15 protein-coding genes are annotated in these 17890 nt (G+C 67.0%); 4 read left to right on the top strand and 11 right to left on the bottom strand.

Annotated features, from left to right (window positions below; all coding sequences use genetic code 11):
* Positions 1-69: 69 nt before the first annotated feature.
* The 7 genes from ABJK40_RS18045 to ABJK40_RS18015 all read right to left on the bottom strand — a co-directional run bounded on the left by ABJK40_RS18045 (position 70) and on the right by ABJK40_RS18015 (position 7543).
* Complete coding sequence (locus ABJK40_RS18045; protein WP_348481908.1) at positions 70-1857, bottom strand: ABC transporter substrate-binding protein; 1788 nt, start codon at positions 1855-1857, stop codon at positions 70-72.
* Positions 1858-2074: 217 nt separating this feature from the next.
* On the bottom strand, positions 2075-2602 hold the full coding sequence (locus ABJK40_RS18040; protein ID WP_348481906.1) for a hypothetical protein: 528 nt from the start codon (positions 2600-2602) through the stop codon (positions 2075-2077).
* 28 nt (positions 2603-2630) lie between these two features.
* Positions 2631-3401, bottom strand: a complete 771-nt coding sequence (gene tpiA, locus ABJK40_RS18035; protein ID WP_348481904.1) for a triose-phosphate isomerase — start codon at positions 3399-3401, stop codon at positions 2631-2633.
* Positions 3402-3554: 153 nt separating this feature from the next.
* Positions 3555-4673 carry a phosphoglycerate kinase gene (locus ABJK40_RS18030; protein WP_348481902.1) on the bottom strand — a complete coding sequence of 373 codons (1119 nt, stop codon included), beginning with the start codon at positions 4671-4673 and terminating at the stop codon, positions 3555-3557.
* A gap of 55 nt (positions 4674-4728) precedes the next feature.
* Positions 4729-5754, bottom strand: coding sequence for a type I glyceraldehyde-3-phosphate dehydrogenase (gap, locus tag ABJK40_RS18025; protein WP_348481900.1), 1026 nt, complete (start codon positions 5752-5754; stop codon positions 4729-4731).
* A gap of 200 nt (positions 5755-5954) precedes the next feature.
* Positions 5955-6800, bottom strand: coding sequence for an RNase adapter RapZ (rapZ, locus tag ABJK40_RS18020; protein ID WP_348481898.1), 846 nt, complete (start codon positions 6798-6800; stop codon positions 5955-5957).
* Between the two features lie 17 nt (positions 6801-6817).
* Entirely contained in the window at positions 6818-7543 is a 726-nt protein-coding gene (locus ABJK40_RS18015; RefSeq protein WP_348481896.1) for a methyltransferase domain-containing protein, read from the bottom strand.
* A 144-nt stretch (positions 7544-7687) separates the two neighbouring features.
* Between ABJK40_RS18015 and ABJK40_RS18010 the strand changes: the two genes are divergently transcribed.
* Positions 7688-8596 (top strand): LLM class flavin-dependent oxidoreductase, encoded by a 909-nt coding sequence (locus ABJK40_RS18010; protein WP_348481894.1) that lies wholly within the window; start codon positions 7688-7690, stop codon positions 8594-8596.
* On the opposite strand, the gene ABJK40_RS18005 is transcribed toward ABJK40_RS18010, so the two are convergent.
* Together ABJK40_RS18005 and uvrC are read right to left on the bottom strand one after the other, a co-directional pair.
* A complete protein-coding gene (locus ABJK40_RS18005; RefSeq protein ID WP_348481892.1) occupies positions 8534-8992 on the bottom strand; it encodes a hypothetical protein in 459 nt (152 codons plus the stop codon). The genes ABJK40_RS18010 and ABJK40_RS18005 overlap by 63 nt on opposite strands.
* Positions 8993-9037: 45 nt before the next feature.
* Positions 9038-10978, bottom strand: coding sequence for an excinuclease ABC subunit UvrC (gene uvrC / locus ABJK40_RS18000; RefSeq protein WP_348481890.1), 1941 nt, complete (start codon positions 10976-10978; stop codon positions 9038-9040).
* Positions 10979-11016: 38 nt separating this feature from the next.
* Here uvrC and ABJK40_RS17995 point away from each other — a divergent pair, with 38 nt between their 5' ends.
* The 3 genes from ABJK40_RS17995 (at position 11017) to ABJK40_RS17985 (ending at position 13285) form a co-directional block, all read left to right on the top strand.
* A complete protein-coding gene (locus tag ABJK40_RS17995) occupies positions 11017-12117 on the top strand; it encodes a DUF6576 domain-containing protein (RefSeq protein ID WP_348510359.1) in 1101 nt (366 codons plus the stop codon).
* A 229-nt stretch (positions 12118-12346) separates the two neighbouring features.
* Positions 12347-12592, top strand: a complete 246-nt coding sequence (locus ABJK40_RS17990; RefSeq protein WP_348480145.1) for a type IV toxin-antitoxin system AbiEi family antitoxin domain-containing protein — start codon at positions 12347-12349, stop codon at positions 12590-12592.
* Positions 12593-12613: 21 nt separating this feature from the next.
* Positions 12614-13285 carry a hypothetical protein gene (locus ABJK40_RS17985; protein WP_348510358.1) on the top strand — a complete coding sequence of 224 codons (672 nt, stop codon included), beginning with the start codon at positions 12614-12616 and terminating at the stop codon, positions 13283-13285.
* A gap of 111 nt (positions 13286-13396) precedes the next feature.
* On the opposite strand, the gene ABJK40_RS17980 is transcribed toward ABJK40_RS17985, so the two are convergent.
* Positions 13397-14671 carry an MFS transporter gene (locus tag ABJK40_RS17980; RefSeq protein WP_348480143.1) on the bottom strand — a complete coding sequence of 425 codons (1275 nt, stop codon included), beginning with the start codon at positions 14669-14671 and terminating at the stop codon, positions 13397-13399.
* 189 nt (positions 14672-14860) lie between these two features.
* Positions 14861-17809 carry an excinuclease ABC subunit UvrA gene (gene uvrA, locus ABJK40_RS17975; protein WP_348480142.1) on the bottom strand — a complete coding sequence of 983 codons (2949 nt, stop codon included), beginning with the start codon at positions 17807-17809 and terminating at the stop codon, positions 14861-14863.
* Positions 17810-17890: the final 81 nt, after the last annotated feature.

Here is a 17890-nt window from a genome sequence, read left to right as displayed (position 1 = left end):
GCCGGACCCGCCCCGTCGAAACGGGGCAGGTCCGGCGGTCCGGTCTTCGGTGTCAGTTCATCGATCGCCTCAGGAGGCGAGGGTGACCTGCTCCCAGTTGATCAGGCCGAAGCTCGTCACCGGGAAGTTGGTGACCCGCTCCTGGTCGTAGGCGTAGTCGCCCTTGTACCAGTTGATCGGGATCGCCATGGTCGCATCGTTCAGCAGGACGCGCTCGGCGTCCTGGAACAGTGCGGCCTGTGCGTCGGCATCGGTGGTCTGCTTGCCCTCGTCCACAAGTGCGTCGAACTCTTCGTTCGTGAACCCGTAGTTGTTGCCGTCGAGCGCCGAGCTGTGGAACAGGTCGAACATGAAGTTGTCGTACGTCGGGTAGTCGGCGAACCAACCTGCACGACAGATCGTGCACGCACCACCTGCGAGCTCGGAGAAGTACGTCTCGGCCGGGAGCGGCGTGGCGACGGCTTCGATGCCGATGGCTGCGAGGTTGTCGACCATGATCGCGACGACCGGCTCGTGACCGCTGTCGGCGTTGAACTGGATCGGGATCGGCTCGCTCTGCACGCCGCCTTCGGCGACCCACTCGTCGAACAGGGTCTGCGCCTGGTCGGGGTCGTAGGCGCAGAACTCACAGATGCCTTCGACCCAGCCGGGGATGCCGGGCGGGACGATGCCCGTCGACGTCGTGCGGCTGCCGTTGTACACCGACTCGTTGATGTCCTCGCGGTCGATCGCTGCCGAGATCGCCTGACGGAGCTTGAGGTTCTCCTCGCCGCCGATCCGGGGGTCACGATCGTTGATCACGAAGTGGTACGAACCGAGCACGTTCTGCCCGGTGGTGGTGCCGTAGTTGGCTTCGGCGTCGGTGACGCGTCCCGGCGGGATGTTGGCGTTGTCGCCTTCGCCCGCTTCGAACGCGGTGTAGGCCGTGTCGACGTCGGAGCCGGACACGAACGTGATCGTGTCGAGACGGTCGGGCCACGTTTCGCCGTTGAAGTCGCCCTGCCAGTTCTCGTTCCGGCTGAGCTGGATCTCCTCGTCGGTGCGTGCGGACTCCATGACGTACGGACCGTTGCCGATCATCACGCCGTTCTCCCACTCCGCGCCGGCCTCGATGGCGGCGGCCGGCACCGGGAACAGCAACTGGAAGCCGGCGACGGCGTCGAAGTTGGAGTACGGAGCCGAGAGCGTGACGGTCAGCGTGCGGGTCGCGTCGTCGGCGACGACGCCGGTCAGCGTGTCGGCCTCACCGGCGAGGCGCTCGGCGCCACCCTCGATGAAGGTCAGCAGGTAGCTGTAGTCACCGGCGAGGTCGGCAGCGCGCTCCCAGGAGTTCTGGAAGGTCGAGGCGTTGATCTCCTCGCCGTCGCTGAACTGGGCACCTTCCTTGATCGTGAAGGTCCACACGCTGGCGTCCTCGTTCGCTTCCACCGTCTCTGCGAGGAGCGGGACGATCACATTGCTGTCGGGGTCGCTCGAGTCGACCTCGGTGAGGCCGTCGTACAGCGCGTTGATCACCTGGTAGGCGTCGAGCGTCGAGTTCAGCGCCGGGTCGATGTGCTCGGGCGGTCCGCCTGCGAAGGTACCGAGATCGATGAAGTCGCCGCCGGCAGCTCCTTCGACAGGTTCGGTGTCTTCGCCGTCGGTGGCGGGCGCTGCGTCCTCGCCGTCGGTGGCGGGTGCCGCGTCTTCGCCGTCGGTGGCGGGCGCAGTGTCCTCGCCCGCCGTGTCGGTGACTTCGGTCCCGGTGTCGGTGTCGGTGTCGGTGCCACCGTCATCGTCACTGCCGCATGCGGCGATGGCGATGGACGAGACGGCGACGACCGAGAGCAGCTTGATGCTCCGTCGTTTCGTGTTCACGTGTTGTTCTCCTGAGTTGGACTACGGATAGGAGTGGGTGGTGGTGCGGGAACCGCCCGGCTTGACCGGCGTTCGACCGCACCCTCTGACGAGGCCCGAAACGCTCCCCTTCGCTTCAGACATTTGCGAACGTACCAGTCTCGTAACGAATTTGACAGCCATCGTCCGTTTCGGCTTCGTGAACTGGCCTCGGGTGCGACCGATGTGCCGCCACGAGTCAGCCGGACAGGCCCGCCTCGGGCCCGTCGGCACCGGGATCGAACGGTGGCTGCAGGGAGGAGAAGCGGTCGTCGTCGAGCACTCGCCGCAGCAGTGCCTGCAGGCGGAGGAACTCGTCGCGGGACTCGGTCCGGTCGACGAGAACGGTGCGCTTGCGACCGCGCACGGCGACCATTCCACGGAACCTGTCCGAGCCGGGGCGTCGGATTCCGCCTCGTCGCATGCGCACGAGTCGATCGACATCGGCCCATGCGATGACGTGTCGGCGCAGCGGGGTCGAACGATGGATCCCCAGGTCGTCGAAGGCCACGGCGAGAGGGAGATCGACCAGGATGACGACCGAGCAGAGGACCGCAGCCGCCGCGATCACGCCCGTCACCACGTTGAGTCCGTTCAGCGCGAGGGCCGCCGTGGCCAGGACGACGAATCCGATCAGTCCGACGATCGTGATGGCCAGGCCGACCGGAGCGGACCGCAACGTGATCGCATCGGAACCCGACTCCTCAGGCATGAGGGGGTCGATCATCGCGGCAGCCCGGTCCGTCTCGACCGCGTCAGCGCTGGAACTGGATGACTCGGGCGAACTCGTCGGGGTCGAGGCTCGCACCACCGACGAGCGCGCCGTCGATGTCGGGTTGACCCATCAGTTCGGGTGCGTTGCCGCCCTTGACCGACCCTCCGTACTGGATCCGCACCGAGTCGGCCGTCGCGTCGTCGGTCATCTCGCGGACCTTGCCACGAACCGCGGCACAGGCCGCCTGAGCATCGTCGGCGGTCGCGGTCACGCCGGTGCCGATCGCCCAGATCGGTTCGTAGGCGATGACCATCGACGCGATCAGTTCGGCGGACACGCCGGCGAGGCCTCCCTCGATCTGGCCGAGCACCTTGTCCTCCATCCGTCCGGCGTTGCGTTCCTCGAGCGTCTCGCCGCAGCAGAGGATCGGGGTCATGTCGTACTTGAGGATGGCGAGCACCTTCTTGTTCACCGTCTCGTCGGTCTCGCCGAAGATCTCACGACGCTCGCTGTGCCCGCAGATGACGTACTTCGTGTTGAGCTTCGCGAGGAACGCCGGCGACACCTCACCGGTGAACGCTCCGGTGTCCTCGAAGTGGCAGTGCTGAGCACCCAGTTCGAAGTCGAGGTCCTCGCTCTCGATCAGCGTCTGGATGGAGCGGATGTCGGTGAACGGCGGGTGGATCGACACCTCGACTCCGTCGAACACGTCCTTCGGAACGAGATAGTGCAGCTTCTGCACGGTCTGGATCGCCTCGAAGTGGTTGAGGTTCATCTTCCAGTTCCCGGAGATGAGCGGAGTGCGTGCCATGTGTTGTCCTTCTGGTTGGTTTCGTCCGGAGTCGGTTTCGTTCGGTTCGTTCGTTCGGTGTCCGACACCGATCGACAGACAGCGGAGCTGTGAACCCGTCGCCTCGCTCACCGATCGGTGTCGGACACCGAACGAACGAGACCCGAATGGATGTCAGTCCTTGCGGAGGGCTCGGAGGCCGGGGAGGTCGCCGTTCTCGAGGAGCTCGAGGCTGGCCCCGCCTCCGGTGGAGACGTGGTCGACCTCGTCGTCGAGACCGAACTGCGCGAGTGCAGCCGCCGAGTCGCCACCGCCGACGACGGTGAACGCCTTGGTGTCGGCCATCGCCTGGGCGATCGTGCGCGTCCCCGACTCGAACCGCTCGTCCTCGAACATGCCCATCGGCCCGTTCCAGAAGACCATGCGGGCCTCCATGATCACGTCGGTGAACGCCGCGGCGCTTCCGGGGCCGATGTCGTAGCCGATCGACCCCTCGGCCAGGCGCGATCCGAACTGAGCGAAGTTCCCGTCGGCGTCGGTGCCCGTGATGTCGACGGGGAGGTGGATGGTCTTGCCGAGCTCGGTCGCCTTGGCGAGCAGCGCCGTGCACACGTCGACCTGGTCCGGTTCGTGGAGGGACGATCCGACCGGCTTGCCCTGGGCCAGGAAGAAGGTGAAGCACATCGCGCCACCGATGATGATCTCGTCGACCACGTCGAGCAGGGCGTCGATCACCCCGAGTTTGTCGGACACCTTGGCGCCGCCGAGGACGGCCACGAACGGACGCTTCGGCTTGTTCCGCAGACCGAGGAGGACATCGACCTCCTTCTCGAGGAGGCGTCCCATCGCCGACGGGACGTGCTGGGGCGGCCCGACGATCGACGCGTGGGCTCGGTGCGAGGCACCGAATGCGTCGTTCACGTAGCCGTCGATGCCCTCGATCAGCGTCGCGACGAACTCGGGCGAATTGCCCGTCTCGCCGGGATCGAAGCGGAGGTTCTCCAACAGTTCGACGCCCGGCACCAGCTCGCCCAATCGTTCGCGCACCGCGTCCATCGAGTACTTCGGGTCGGGTTCACCCTTCGGTCGGCCGAGGTGGCTCGCCGTCACCACGGTCGCTCCGCGTTCCGTCAGCCACTCGATGGTGGGAAGCGCGGCTCGGATCCGGAAGTCGTCGACGATCTGGCCGTCGTCTCCCAACGGGACGTTGAAGTCGGTGCGGACCAGGATGCGCGTGCCCGACAGGTCGCCGAGTTCACGTTCGAGGTCTTCGAGGGTGGGGATGTCACTCATGGTGCGAACCAGGGGCGATCGGTGTCGGACACCGATCGCCCCGAACGGCCTTCGGTCAGCGCTTGGCCTTCTTGGCGACCTTCGAGCCGGCGAACACGGTCATGTCGACGAGGCGGTTCGAGTAACCCCACTCGTTGTCGTACCAGCCGTTGATCTTGGCCATCTTGCCCTGCACCATCGTCATGCCGGCGTCGAACGTGCAGCTCGACGGATCGGTCACGATGTCACTCGACACGATCGGCGCCTCGGTGTAGCTCAACACGCCCTTGAGCGGCCCGGTCTTGGCCGCCTTCGCGAAGGCGGCGTTGATCTGCTCGACCGTGGCCGCGGTCTTCAGGTTGGCCGTGAAGTCGGTGAGCGATCCGGTCGGCACCGGCACTCGCAGTGCACCGCCGTCGAGCTTGCCCTTCATCGACTCCATCACCAGCGCGGTCGCACGAGCGGCGCCGGTGGACGTGGGGATGATGTTGATGGCGGCGGCGCGGGCGCGTCGTAGGTCGCTGTGCGGGCCGTCGACGAGCGACTGGTCACCGGTGTAGGCGTGGATCGTGGTCATCAGGCCTTCGACCACACCGAACGCGTCGTCGAGCACCTTGACCATCGGCACGATGCAGTTCGTGGTGCAGCTGGCGTTCGAGATCACCTTGTGCTCGGCGAGCTTGAAGTCCTTGTGGTTCACGCCAAACACGAACGTGGCGTCGGCTTCGGAGCACGGGGCCGAGACGATGACGAGCGGCGCGCCGGCGTCGAGGTGCGCACCGGCACCGTCACGCGAGTTGAAGAACCCGGTCGACTCGATCACCACGTCGACGTCGAGCTCGCCCCACGGCAGGTCGGCCGGGTTGCGCTCGCTGAGCACCTGGAGCATGTCGCCTCCCACCTGGATGCCGCCCTTGACCACCTTGACGGTCTCGGGAAAGCGGCCGAGCACGGAGTCGTACTGCAGCAGGTGCGCCATCTGGTCGAGCGACCCGAGGTCGTTCACCGCCACGAAGTCGATGTCGGCCCCTTGGGCCTTGGCAGCGCGGAAGAAGTTCCGACCGATGCGGCCGAAGCCGTTGATGCCGACGCGAACTGTCATGTGGGATTCCTTCTGGGTGTGGTCGATGCGCTGGGTGTTGTCGATGGCCCCAAGGAGTCGGGACCCTGCCCAGCGGATGGGCGGGGGTGTTGCGGAGGTGTTGCGGTGTCTGACACCGTGCCGGGGCAGGGGCGGACCGCGCCGACTGTAGCGTCCGCGCTCGCCGGCGGGAAGCCGACGGTTGCTCGGCGGCGAGGAGATCAGCGAGCGACGTCTCGATGGGCCACGCGGACCGCCACACCGCGCGAGCGCAGACGCTTGGCGATCTCCTCGGCGGTGGCCACGGAACGGTGTCGGCCGCCGGTGCACCCGATCGCCACGGTCAGGTAGGCGCGGCCTTCCTTCTCGTACTGGGGAAGCAGCGAGGCCAACAAGCCGTCGAGCCGGTCGACGAAGTCCGAGCCCGCAGCCGTTTCGAGCACGTGGTCACGGACCTTGGGGTCGTGACCGGTGAGCGGTCGGAGTTCGGGAACCCAGTGCGGGTTCGGCATGAACCGGACGTCGAGCACCATGTCGGCGTCGAGCGGCAGCCCGTGTTTGAAGCCGAAGCTCTCGACCGACACCTGCAGGCGCGACTCGGTCGACGCCGAGAACGCGTCGACGATGCGGTCCTTCAGCTGGTGCACGTTCAGATCGGTGGTGTCGATCACCAGGTCGGCGGCGGCGCGCGCGGGATCGAGCCTCTCTCGTTCGAGTTCGATCGACTCCACCAGGCCTTCGACCTGGTCGGCGAGCGGGTGGCGCCGACGCGTCGCGTTGTAGCGACGGACGAGTTCGGGTGTGGATGCGTCGAGGAACAGGACGCGTACCCGGTGCCCGCTCGCTCGGATCTCACCGATCTTCTCGAGCAACGAACCGTGCTGGCGACCACCGACCAGTGCGAGTCGCGGGATGTCGCTCCCGGGTTTGGCGGCGAGGTCGACGATCGTGCTGATCAACGTCGTGGGGAGGTTGTCGACGACGTACCAGCCGAGGTCCTCGAGCACGTCGGCGGTGCCGGATCGTCCGGCGCCGGACAGGCCGGTGATGAGGACGATCTCGGCCATGTCGGCCATGGTAGTCGTCAGGGCGATTTGACGAGTCGCATGTACATCAGCCGCGGAAACGCAGCGCTCGCCGCGTACCCCGGCGCCTGCGCGAGGAAGCCAGGTGGCGGTGCCGGCTCGACCATCTGCTCGACCGCGAGGCCATTCGCTGCGAGCGCGTTGACGTAGCGCGACATCGGGCGATGGACGAAACGGATCCACACGCCGAGTTCGACCTCCTCGATGGTCTCGGTCTCGTCGAGGTAGGGGCCGAGTCGCCAGTACTGCTCCGGCGGGTCGACCATGTGGTCGTCGACCCACACGCTCCCGGGAGCCTGCAGGATCGGGTGGTTGAGGAAGAAGCAGAACCGCCCGCCCGGACGCAGGACACGGCCGACCTCGGCGATCGCCTCGTCGACCTCGTCAATGTGCTCGAACACGAGGCAGGCCACCACCGTGTCGAACGACGCGTCGGCGAACGGGAGCGCGGCAGCTCCCGACCGGGCGAACACCGCTCCCCCGCCGCGCTCGTGAGCGACGCGCACGCAGTTCCACGTCGGATCGATCCCGATCACCGTCGACCCCTGGGAGGCGGCGAGGCGCGAGATCTGCCCGTCGCCACACCCCACGTCGAGCACCCGTCCGGCACCGGCCAACTCGGCCGCGACGAGGGGCATGATCTGCTCGACGTACTCGGGATCGGCCCCGTCGGTGAACCCGTCGATCCACCAGTCGGCGTGCGTCTCCCACAGTGCGTCCGTCACCGGTGCGAGCGTACGTCCGCTCCCGGACCGTCGGAGACTCTTCCACCCGGTGAGTCGCCGAGTCTCGGTTGCACGAGCGAATCCCTCGCCCACCGGTCGCCGTCGTCACGGTCTCTCCAGCGACACGTCGCTACCGTCTGCCGGATGAAGTTCTCCGTGTGGCCGAATCCATCGCGACCTCCCTCCGAGGTGCTCGACCTCGCGAGGACGGCAGACGACGACGGCTGGTACTGCCTCTGGTACGCCGACCACTACATGCCCAACACCGGGGACGAGACGTTCGTGCCGGGCGACGTCCACGAGGCGTGGTCGGTCCTGCCCGCTGTCGCCGCCGTCACGTCGAGGATCCGCCTCGGTCCGCTCGTGGCGCCGACGTCGGTGCACCATCCCGCGCTGCTCGCCAACCGGGCGGCCACGATCGATCGCGTGTCGGGCGGTCGCTTCACGCTCGGCCTCGGTGCCGGGTGGCAGATCAACGAACACGCCGCCTACGGCATCGACCTCGAGGCCGCCGGCACGCGGGTCGGCCGGTTCGAGGAATCGATCCAGATCGTCCGGTCGCTCCTCGACGACGACCGCACGACCTTCCACGGCGAGTTCTACGACGTCACCGATGCACCGTGCGATCCCAAGCCGCACCAGGACGTGCTCCCGATCGTCGTCGGCACGGGAAGCCCGCGCATGTTGAAGATCACCGCACGCCATGCCCAGCAGTGGAACACCTGGGGCGCACCCGACCTCGCCGGCACGGTGCGCACCAAGTTCCTCGCCGCCTGCGACGAGGTCGGAACCGACCCCGCCTCGATGCACACCTCCGTGCAGGCACTGATCGTGATGAGCGACGACGACGCGACCATCGACACGGCCCGAGGAGGTCCGATGGGTGATCGCACGATCGCCGGGTCCGACGACCACATCCTCGAGCAACTCGGCCGGTACGCAGACCAGGGATTCGACGAGGTGATCGTCCCCGACTTCACGCTCGGTGCGTCACACCAGGCCCGGATCGACGCCTACCGACGCTTCCAGGCCGACATCGCTTCCCAGCTCTGACCCGGTCGATCCCGGACCGGAGTGGAGCAACCCCTCGACACGTCGCCGGAAGACCTGGTACTGGTCCTCGTAGCGAGGTCCCCCGCCGGCGGGCCGCTCGTGCACGGTCGGGTCGAGCACGATCTCGTCGTGGTCGAACTGCTCGAGCGTGAGGTCGATGTCGATCCCGTGGACCCGGTTCCACCAGTGGTGACCGATGTGGACACCGCCTCGATGGACCTCCGCGCCCAGGAGGTCGCCGCCGAACAGGTCGTGAACGACGAGCGCAGCGACGGCGCAGTGCCCGCGGGTCGGGTTGTCGAGGGACCAGGCGTCGAGGTCGTCGGGTGAACAGGTGTCGGTGCCACACGCGGCACGGATCGCAGCTTCGATCTCGGCGAGGGTCGTCGGTCGCATCGAGGAGATCGTAGGACCGACGACCGATCGGAGAACGGGCCGACGTCAGCCGTGGAACTTCGCGTGGATCGTCTCCGCAACCGCGTCGGGGAGGAAACTGAGCGCCTTGAGTTCGTCGAGACTCGCCTTCTTCACGGCGTTCACTCCCCCCATCGCCTTGGTCAGCTTCTTCTTGCGCACTTCCCCGAGGCCGGCGATGTCGTCGAGTGCGCTGACGGTCATCCCCTTGCTGCGACGCTCACGGTGGAACGTGTTGGCGAAGCGGTGGGCCTCGTCTCGGATCCGTTGCAGCATGAACAGCGCTTCGGAGCCGCGGGGGATCTCGACCGGTGCCGATCGACCCGGCACGTAGATCTCCTCGAAACGTTTGGCGAGCCCGGCCACCGGGATCTCGTCGGCCAGCCCCAGTTCGACGACCACGGCCTGAGCGGCACTGACCTGCCCCTTGCCACCGTCCACCAAGAGGAGCTGCGGCGGATACGCGAACTTGCCGGGTTTGCGTTCCTTCGTGCTGGAACCGTCGATCTTGCCGTCGTTCGTGAGTTCATTCGGGGGCCCCGTGCGTTCGTCGACCGGCTTGTCCCGCTCGATCAGGTACGCGGTCAGTCGTCGACGGACCACCTCGGCCATCGCCGCGTAGTCGTCACTGCCCGCGCCGACCTCGTCACCGCCGACGCTGTTCACCTTGAATCGTCGGTACTCGCGCTTCGCAGGCAGACCGTCCTCGAGCACGACCATCGATCCCACGTAGTCCGTTCCCTGGAGGTGCGCCATGTCGTAGCACTCGATCCGCAGCGGCGCCTCGGGCAGGTTCAGGTGCTTCTGCAGTTCGATGAGCGCCCGGCTCCGGGTGTTCTGGTCGCTGGCACGCTTCATCCGGTGGCGGGTGAACTCCTCCTGGGCGTTGCGGGTCACCATGTCCAGCAACGACCTCTTCGGACCGCGCTGCGGGACCCGGACCTGCACCTTCGAGCCGCGGATCAGCTCCAGCCACTGCTCGTAGGTCTCGACGTCGTCGGCCTCGTACGGCACCAGCACCTGCTTGGGGACGCCGACGACGGGTTCCTCGCCGTACATCGCTTCGAGGATGCGATCGATCAGCAGACCCGGCGTGAGTTCCTCGACCTTGTCGAGGATGAAGCCCTTGCGCCCCATCACCCGGCCCTTGCGGACGTAGAACACCTGGACCGACGCTTCGAGTTCGTCCTCGGCGATGCCGATCACGTCGACGTCCTCGTTCTTGTCCGCAACCATCTGTTGCTTGGAGATGGCCTTGCGCACGGCGTCGAGCCGGTCCCTCAGGCGCGCCGCCTTCTCGAAGTCGAGGTCGCCGGCGGCGTTGCGCATGTCGGCATCGAGTCGGTTGACGATCTCGTCGGTGTCGCCGTCGAGGAAGTCACACAGTTCGGTGACGAGTTGGCGGTACTCCATCTCCTCGATCTCGCCCACGCACGGGCCCGAGCACTTCTCGATGTGGAACAGCAGACACGGTCGCCCGATGCGCTCGTGCTCGTTGAACTTGTTCTCGCTGCACGTGCGGATCGGGAAGCTCCGCAGCAACAGGTCGAGCGTGTCACGGATCGCGTACGCATGGGCGTAGGGGCCGAAGTAGCGGGTGCCCTTCTTCTTCGTGCCACGCATCACCATCGCCCGCGGCCAGATGTCCTCGCGCGTGACGGCGAGAAACGGATAGCTCTTGTCGTCCCGGAGCCGGACGTTGAAGCGCGGGTCGTGTTCCTTGATCAACGAGTACTCGAGCATCAACGCCTCGACCTCGTTGTCGACGATCGTCCACTCGACGGACTCGGCGGTCTGCACCATCTGAGCCGTGCGCGGGTGCAGGTTGCGCGGGCTCTGGAAGTAGTTCGACAGGCGCTGGCGCAGGCTCGACGCCTTGCCGACGTAGATCACCCGGCCGTGACGATCCTTGAACTGGTACGACCCGGGTGCATCGGGAATCGTTCCAGCTGGAGGACGCGTGACCATCGCTGTCCCAGGCTACGTGCCAACGGGATCAGGGCGACGTGCCAACGGGATCGGGGCGACGTGCCAACGGGATCAGGGCGACGTGCCAACCGGGTCCGGGCTACGCGCAGGCGACGCACCTGCGCGTGGCGTGCGACGTACCGACTCACGACTGGCGCAGTGACCTGCTGGCGTCGGCGTCGGGCAGGTACCGTACGACACTGATGTCGCAGTACTTCGCCGCCCTGTTCAGCCGCCGTCCCAACGACGGCTGGTTCCGAGTCAGCCGTTTCGACATCACCACCGTCGACATCATGACGGCCCTCGCGATCTTCACCATGTTCCTCTGGGCGGCCAGCCCGAACGACATCTGGCCGTTGTTCGCTCTCATCTCCAGCGAGGTCCGCACGGGCGAGATCTGGCGCCTCGTCACCTGGCCGATCGCCGAGCAACCCGGCTTCTTCCAACTGATCAGCATCGCGTTCTTCTGGTCGTTCGGTCAGCAGATCGAAGGCCTGTTCGGCCGGACCAAGTTCCTGGGGTGGGTCCTGGCGATCGCCGTCGTCCCCGCAGTCGTCATCACCGGGCTCGGAGCGCTCGACCCGGGACTCGACATCGGCGAGTTCGGCCTGAGTCCGATCTTCCTCGCCGGGATCTGGGTCTACGCAGCGACGTATCCGAACGTGCGTTGGTTCGACGTCATCCCGCTGTGGGCGGTGGCCGCCGTGTTCACGCTCCTCCAACTCCTCCAACTCGGCGGCAACCGGGCGACCGGTGGGATCCTCTTCATCCTCCTGACGGTCGCGACGGCGCTGTCCGTCGGCCGTTCCCTCGGATTCGCCACGGCCTGGCCGATCCCACACGTCCCGATCGGGTCCGGAAGCGGTTCGGGCGGCATACGTCGACGCAAGCGCTCCAAGCCGACACCGCCGAGCCGTCCGAAGCGTGGCGGTGCCGGCCAGCGAGTCGTCGAAGGGCCGTGGCGGCGTGACCCCGAGACCTCGGCCCCGCGAGCCGTTCCTCCGAGCGGGCCGACCCCGGAGGATCAGGCCGAGATGGACGATCTGCTCGACAAGATCAGCGCCGTCGGCATGGACTCCATGTCGACCGCCGAGAAGCAACGCCTCAACGAACTCAGCAAACGCCTCCGCAACCGCTGATCCGGACCCGGCGGCCCACGCCCGACCCCCACCCCGACGTGAGGATCACCCCGCCCCAGCACGGGGCCTCGCTCACGCCGAACCCGTCGGACACCCCGACGTGAGGATCACCCCGCCCCAGCACGGGGCCTCGCTCACGCCGAGCCCATCGGGGCTCGCACCGCCAGCTTCGCCGTAGAATCGACGTCACCGACTCCCTCCTGCATCTCACGTGAGACAGGAGCACACGATGACGTACCTTCCCGCCGAGGCTCACGCCCGGTTCGCCGCACAACACGGCGTCGCGTCGATCGAGCAGTTGATCGACACCGGCCTCACCCGCCGGCAGATCGAATACCTCGTCGATCGGAACTGCCTCGTCAGCGTCGTGAGGGGCGCGTACTCCTCCCCGAGTGTCGCACTTGGCGACAACGGTCGGTTGGCGGCGATCTGCCTCGCTCGTCCGGCGGTCGTGATCGCCGGCCCCACGGCCTGACGAGTCCACGGGCTCCGCAAGGTGGGTGGCGACAAGCGGACCCACCTCCTCGCTCCCCCCGGAGCCAACCCGGCCGTGGGTCGTCACGTCGTCACCTTCCACACCCGCGCCTTCGGCGAGAGCGACATCGAACGACGAGACGACGGACTCCGCGTCACGACGATGGAACGCACGTCGCTCGACCTCGCCAGGCACCTGCGACCCGACCCGCTGCTCTCCGTCATCGAACAGGTGCTGCAGATGACCGGGAAGTCGGACGACGATCTTCGAGCGATGGCGGCCCCCTGGCTTCCACGCCGGCGTTGGGTCCGCAGATACCTCGAGGCCGTGGATCGGCGAATCGCCGGACCGGCGGCGGAGTCCGATCCCGAGGTGGTGGTCGGACAGATGCTCGACGCGCGATCGGTCGTCGGACTCGTCCGCCAGTTCGCTATCGATCTCCCCGGCTACGGCCCGGCACGATTCGATCTCGCCGTTCCCGAGATCCGATGGGCGCTGGAGGTCGACGTCTTCCCCAGCCACGACGAGACGCTCGGCATCGCGTCCGACCTCCGTCGGGACGAGGCCGCCCGGCGGGTCGACTGGCTCGTCGACCGCATCGGACGGGGCGACTACGAGAACGATCTCGTCGTGTCGGTCACGCAGGTGGTCGAGCGGTACCGGCGACGTCGAGCCGAGTTCACCAGGACGTGAGGAACATCCGCGGCGGGACCGGGCGTCCGTCAGTTCCTCGTCCCGAGGTGCCCGACGACGTGATCGACCTTCTCGACGTGAGGATCGCCTCGCGCTGGGGCGGGGCGATCCTCACGTCGAGCTCGGGGTCGGCCGGACGGGACGGGTGGAGGTGAACCAGGCGAGGACGAGCAGAGCGGCGGCGAGGCCAGCGGCGACGTTCGCGAGGAGGTGGAATCCGAACGACTCCTTCACGAACCCCGAACCGAACGCCGCGGTCGCTCCGCAGAGGCTCATGGTCAGGTCGGCGGTCCCCTGGACCTCCACGCGAGCGTCGACCGGTACCGCCTCGGTGAGCAGCGTGGACCCGGCGATCAGGCCGACGTTCCAGCCGAGTCCGAGGAGGAACAGGCCGACGAACATCAAGGCGGGGACGTATCCGGCCGCGACGGTCGACACCGTGCCCAGCCCCAGCACGACGGCGCCGACCCGGATCGCTCGGTTCGCTCCGACCCGATCCACCTGGCGGCCGATCACCGGGGCCAACCCGTACATCCCGACGATGTGGACAGCGATCACGACGGCCGACAGGTCGGCATGGTCGTGGTCCTTCATGTGCGGTGGGGTCATCGTCATCACGCCCACCATCGCCGCCTGCGAGATCGCCATGGCAGCGAGTCCCAGACGTGCCGGAGCCGATGCGGCGATGACCCCGGCCGACAGACGGACCTGTCGCAGCGGGCGGATCCGCTCGGCGTCGGGGTCGAGCGTGCCGAGAACCGCCAACGGGTCGGGCCGGAGACGGACCATCACGATCATCGAAGCCACCCCGAACAGCATCGACGCGACGACGAACGGTCCGACCAATTCGTCCAGTCCGACCGATTCCGCCATCGTCTTCTCGATCGGCGTCATCAACGGGCCGAACACGGCTCCGAGGGTTCCGACCCACACGATCGCGGCGATCGCCGTTCCTGCCTTCGACGGTTCGGCGAGATCGGCGGCGACGTAGCGGCCCTGCAGCGTGGCCGCCTGGCCCGCTCCGAAGAGGACCATGCCGATCACGAAGATCGGGAACAGACGGACTTCTCCCCCGAATGCGGCGATCGCCGATCCGACCGCGCCGATCGCAAGAGCCCGGGCGAGGCCGAGTCGACGCCCACGCCGCCGCATGAACGCAGCGAGTGGAATCGACGTCAACGCTGCACCGACCGTGAACGACGCGCTTCCGAGACCGGCGAGGCGGTCCGACCCGAGCAGGTCGCTCGCCAACAGCGTCACGACAGCGACCATGCCGGCGACCGCTGCCTGGCCCGGAACGGTGACGAGCCTCAGCGAGTTCAGTGTCCGGCGCTGCAACTCCCGTCGGTCCGCGGTGCTCTCCACCTCGGCCTGCTCGATCGTCACCCCGCTGAGTCTGTCACCTCGGCACCGCCGCCCAGCGTGAGGATCACCCCGCCCTGGGACGGGGTCACGCTCACGCCGACTCAGCCGCCCGTCACCGACCCCACCGGACTGCACCCCGGCGTGAGGATCACCCCGTCCTGGGACGGGGTCTTGCTCACGCGGACCGTTGGGTGGGGACGCCGAGTCGGGTCAGCCGCGGGCGAGGAGCGGTTGGAGGTAGTGGCCGGTGAACGATTCCTTCACCGTGGCGACGTGTTCGGGCGGGCCTTCGGCCACGATCTGTCCGCCGCCGTTTCCGCCGTTCGGGCCGAGGTCGATGATCCAGTCGGCGGTCTTGATCACATCGAGACTGTGTTCGATGACCAGCACGGTGTTGCCCTTGTCGACCAGACGCTGCAGCACGGTGAGCAGGCGACGGACGTCGTCGAAGTGCAGGCCGGTCGTCGGCTCGTCGAGCAGGTAGATCGTCTTGCCCGTCGACCGCTTGGCCAACTCGGTCGCCAACTTGACCCGCTGGGCCTCGCCGCCCGACAGGGTCGGCGCCGATTGCCCGAGGCGCACGTAGCCCAGACCCACGTCCATCAGCGTCTCCATGTATCGCGAGATGCCGGGTTGGTTGGCGAAGAAGTCGACCGCCTCCGACACGGGCATGTCGAGGATCTGCGCGATGTTCTTGCCCTTGAACTCGATGTCGAGCGTGTCACGGTTGAAACGGTCGCCCTTGCAGACCTCACACGGCACGTACACGTCGGGGAGGAAGTGCATCTCGATCTTGATCGTGCCGTCGCCGGCGCACGCCTCGCACCGACCGCCCTTCACGTTGAACGAGAAGCGGCCGGGGAGATAGCCGCGGATCTTGGCCTCGTTGGTGGACGCGAAGAGCTTGCGGATCTTGTCGAACACCCCCGTGTAGGTGGCGGGGTTGGACCTGGGCGTGCGACCGATCGGCGACTGGTCCATGTCGATCACCTTGTCGAGGTGCTCGGTGCCGAGGATCCGCTTGTGCTTCCCTGCGGCGGTCTTCGACTTGTAGATCTTCTGCATCAGGACCGGCAGCAGGATGTCCCGGATCAGGCTCGACTTGCCCGAGCCCGACACGCCCGTGATGCACACGAAGTTGCCGAGCGGGATGTCGACCGTGATGTCCTGCAGGTTGTGCTCGCGGGCACCGACGATCTGCAACTTGTCGAGACTCTGCGGACGACGCTGGGCTGGGAGCGGGATCGACTTCTTGCCCGACAGGTACTGCCCCGTGACCGAGTTCTTGACCTTCTCGATGCCCTTCACCGGCCCGGCGTAGACGACTTCGCCACCGTGCTCGCCGGCGCCGGGACCGATGTCGATGATCCAGTCGCAGGTACGGATCGTGTCCTCGTCGTGTTCGACGACGATCACCGAGTTGCCGAGATCGCGCAGCGCCGTGAGAGTCTCGATCAGGCGTGCGTTGTCACGCTGGTGCAACCCGATCGACGGTTCGTCGAGGACGTACAGCGTGCCGACGAGACCGGAGCCGATCTGCGAGGCGAGGCGGATTCGCTGCGCCTCACCCCCGGCGAGGGTTCCGGCGGAGCGCGACATGGTGAGGTAGTCGAGGCCGACCGCCAGCAGGAACCCGAGGCGGGCGTTGATCTCCTTGGTGACCTGCGCCGCGATGATCCGGTCACGCTCGGAGAGTTGCAGCGCGCCGAGGAACTCGGCGGCGTCGGCGATCGACATGTCGCACACCTCGGCGATGTGCTTGCCGTCGACCGTGACGGCGAGCGTGGCCGGCTTGAGCCGGTAGCCGTTGCATGCCGAGCAGGCGACCAGGCGCATGTATCCCTCGTACTGCTCGCGCGCCCACTCCGAATCGGAGCCCTCGTGGCGCCGCTTGAGCCACGGGATGACGCCTTCGTACTCCGTCGCGTACGAACGCTGGCGTCCGTACCGGTTCTTGTACTTGACGGTCATCTTGCCCTTGACGCCGTGCAGCACGACCTTCTGCTGCCTGGCGGTGAGGTCCTCCCACGGCGTGGCGAGGTCGATGTCGTTGACGTTGGCGACCGACTCGAGCATCCGCGTGAAGTACTGCGTGTTCGCGCTGCGCCACGGCGCGATCGCTCCCTCACCCAGGGACAGCTCGCCGTCCGGGATGATCAGTTCGGGGTCGACCTCGAACGTGGTGCCGAGCCCGTCGCACGTCGCGCACGCGCCGTACGGCGAGTTGAAGGAGAAGTTGCGAGGCGCCGGCTCGTCGTAGCTGGAGTCGCAGACCGGACACGACAGGTGCTGGCTGAACGTGATCGACTCGTTGTCGGCGTCCTTGTTGACGATCTCGATCTCGGCGACACCGTCGGCGAGCTTGAGGGCCCCTTCGAGCGAGTCGGTGAGGCGGCGTTCGATGCCCTCCTTGAGCACGAGACGGTCGACGACGACTGCGATCTTGTGGTTCTCGTACTTGGCGAGGCGTTCGTCGCGGTCGAGGAACTCGTCGATGTCGACCATCTCGCCGTCGACCACCGCCCGCACGTACCCCTGGGCCGACAGATCCTGGAGCAGCGTGTCGTACTCACCCTTGCGACCGCGCACGACGGGTGCGAGCACCTGGAAGCGCAGCCCTTCCTCCATCTCGAGGATTCGATCGACGATCTGCTGCGGGGTCTGACGCTGGAGCGGCGTGCCGTCGTTCGGGCAGTGCTGCACGCCGATGCGGGCGTAGAGGAGTCGGAGGTAGTCGTAGACCTCGGTGATCGTGCCGACCGTGGACCGGGGGTTGCGCGACGCCGACTTCTGGTCGATCGAGATGGCCGGCGACAGACCCTCGATCACGTCGACGTCGGGCTTGTCCATCTGTCCGAGGAACTGGCGTGCGTAGGCGCTCAGGGACTCCACGTAGCGGCGCTGGCCCTCGGCGTAGATGGTGTCGAACGCAAGGCTCGACTTGCCCGAACCGGACAGCCCGGTGAACACCACGAGCTTGTCGCGCGGCATCTCCACGTCGACGTTCTTCAGGTTGTGTTCGCGAGCACCGCGAACGATGATCCTGGACGAATCGTGCCCGTTCACCTTGCGAACGGCGTTGCGCTTCGCGACGGGCTTCTTCGGGGGCGTGGCGACCGTGGAGACGGGCGTGGCGGTGGCGGTCGTGCGTGAGGCCATGAGCACCTCACGATACCGCTCCCGAACGTGTGTTCTCACAACTCCCGCCGCGAGTCACGTCGTGGCTCGAAGTGCCGTTCG

The organism is Ilumatobacter sp., assembly GCF_039969435.1.
Taxonomy (GTDB): domain Bacteria; phylum Actinomycetota; class Acidimicrobiia; order Acidimicrobiales; family Ilumatobacteraceae; genus Ilumatobacter_A.
This window is presented reverse-complemented; position numbering and strand designations above follow the sequence as displayed.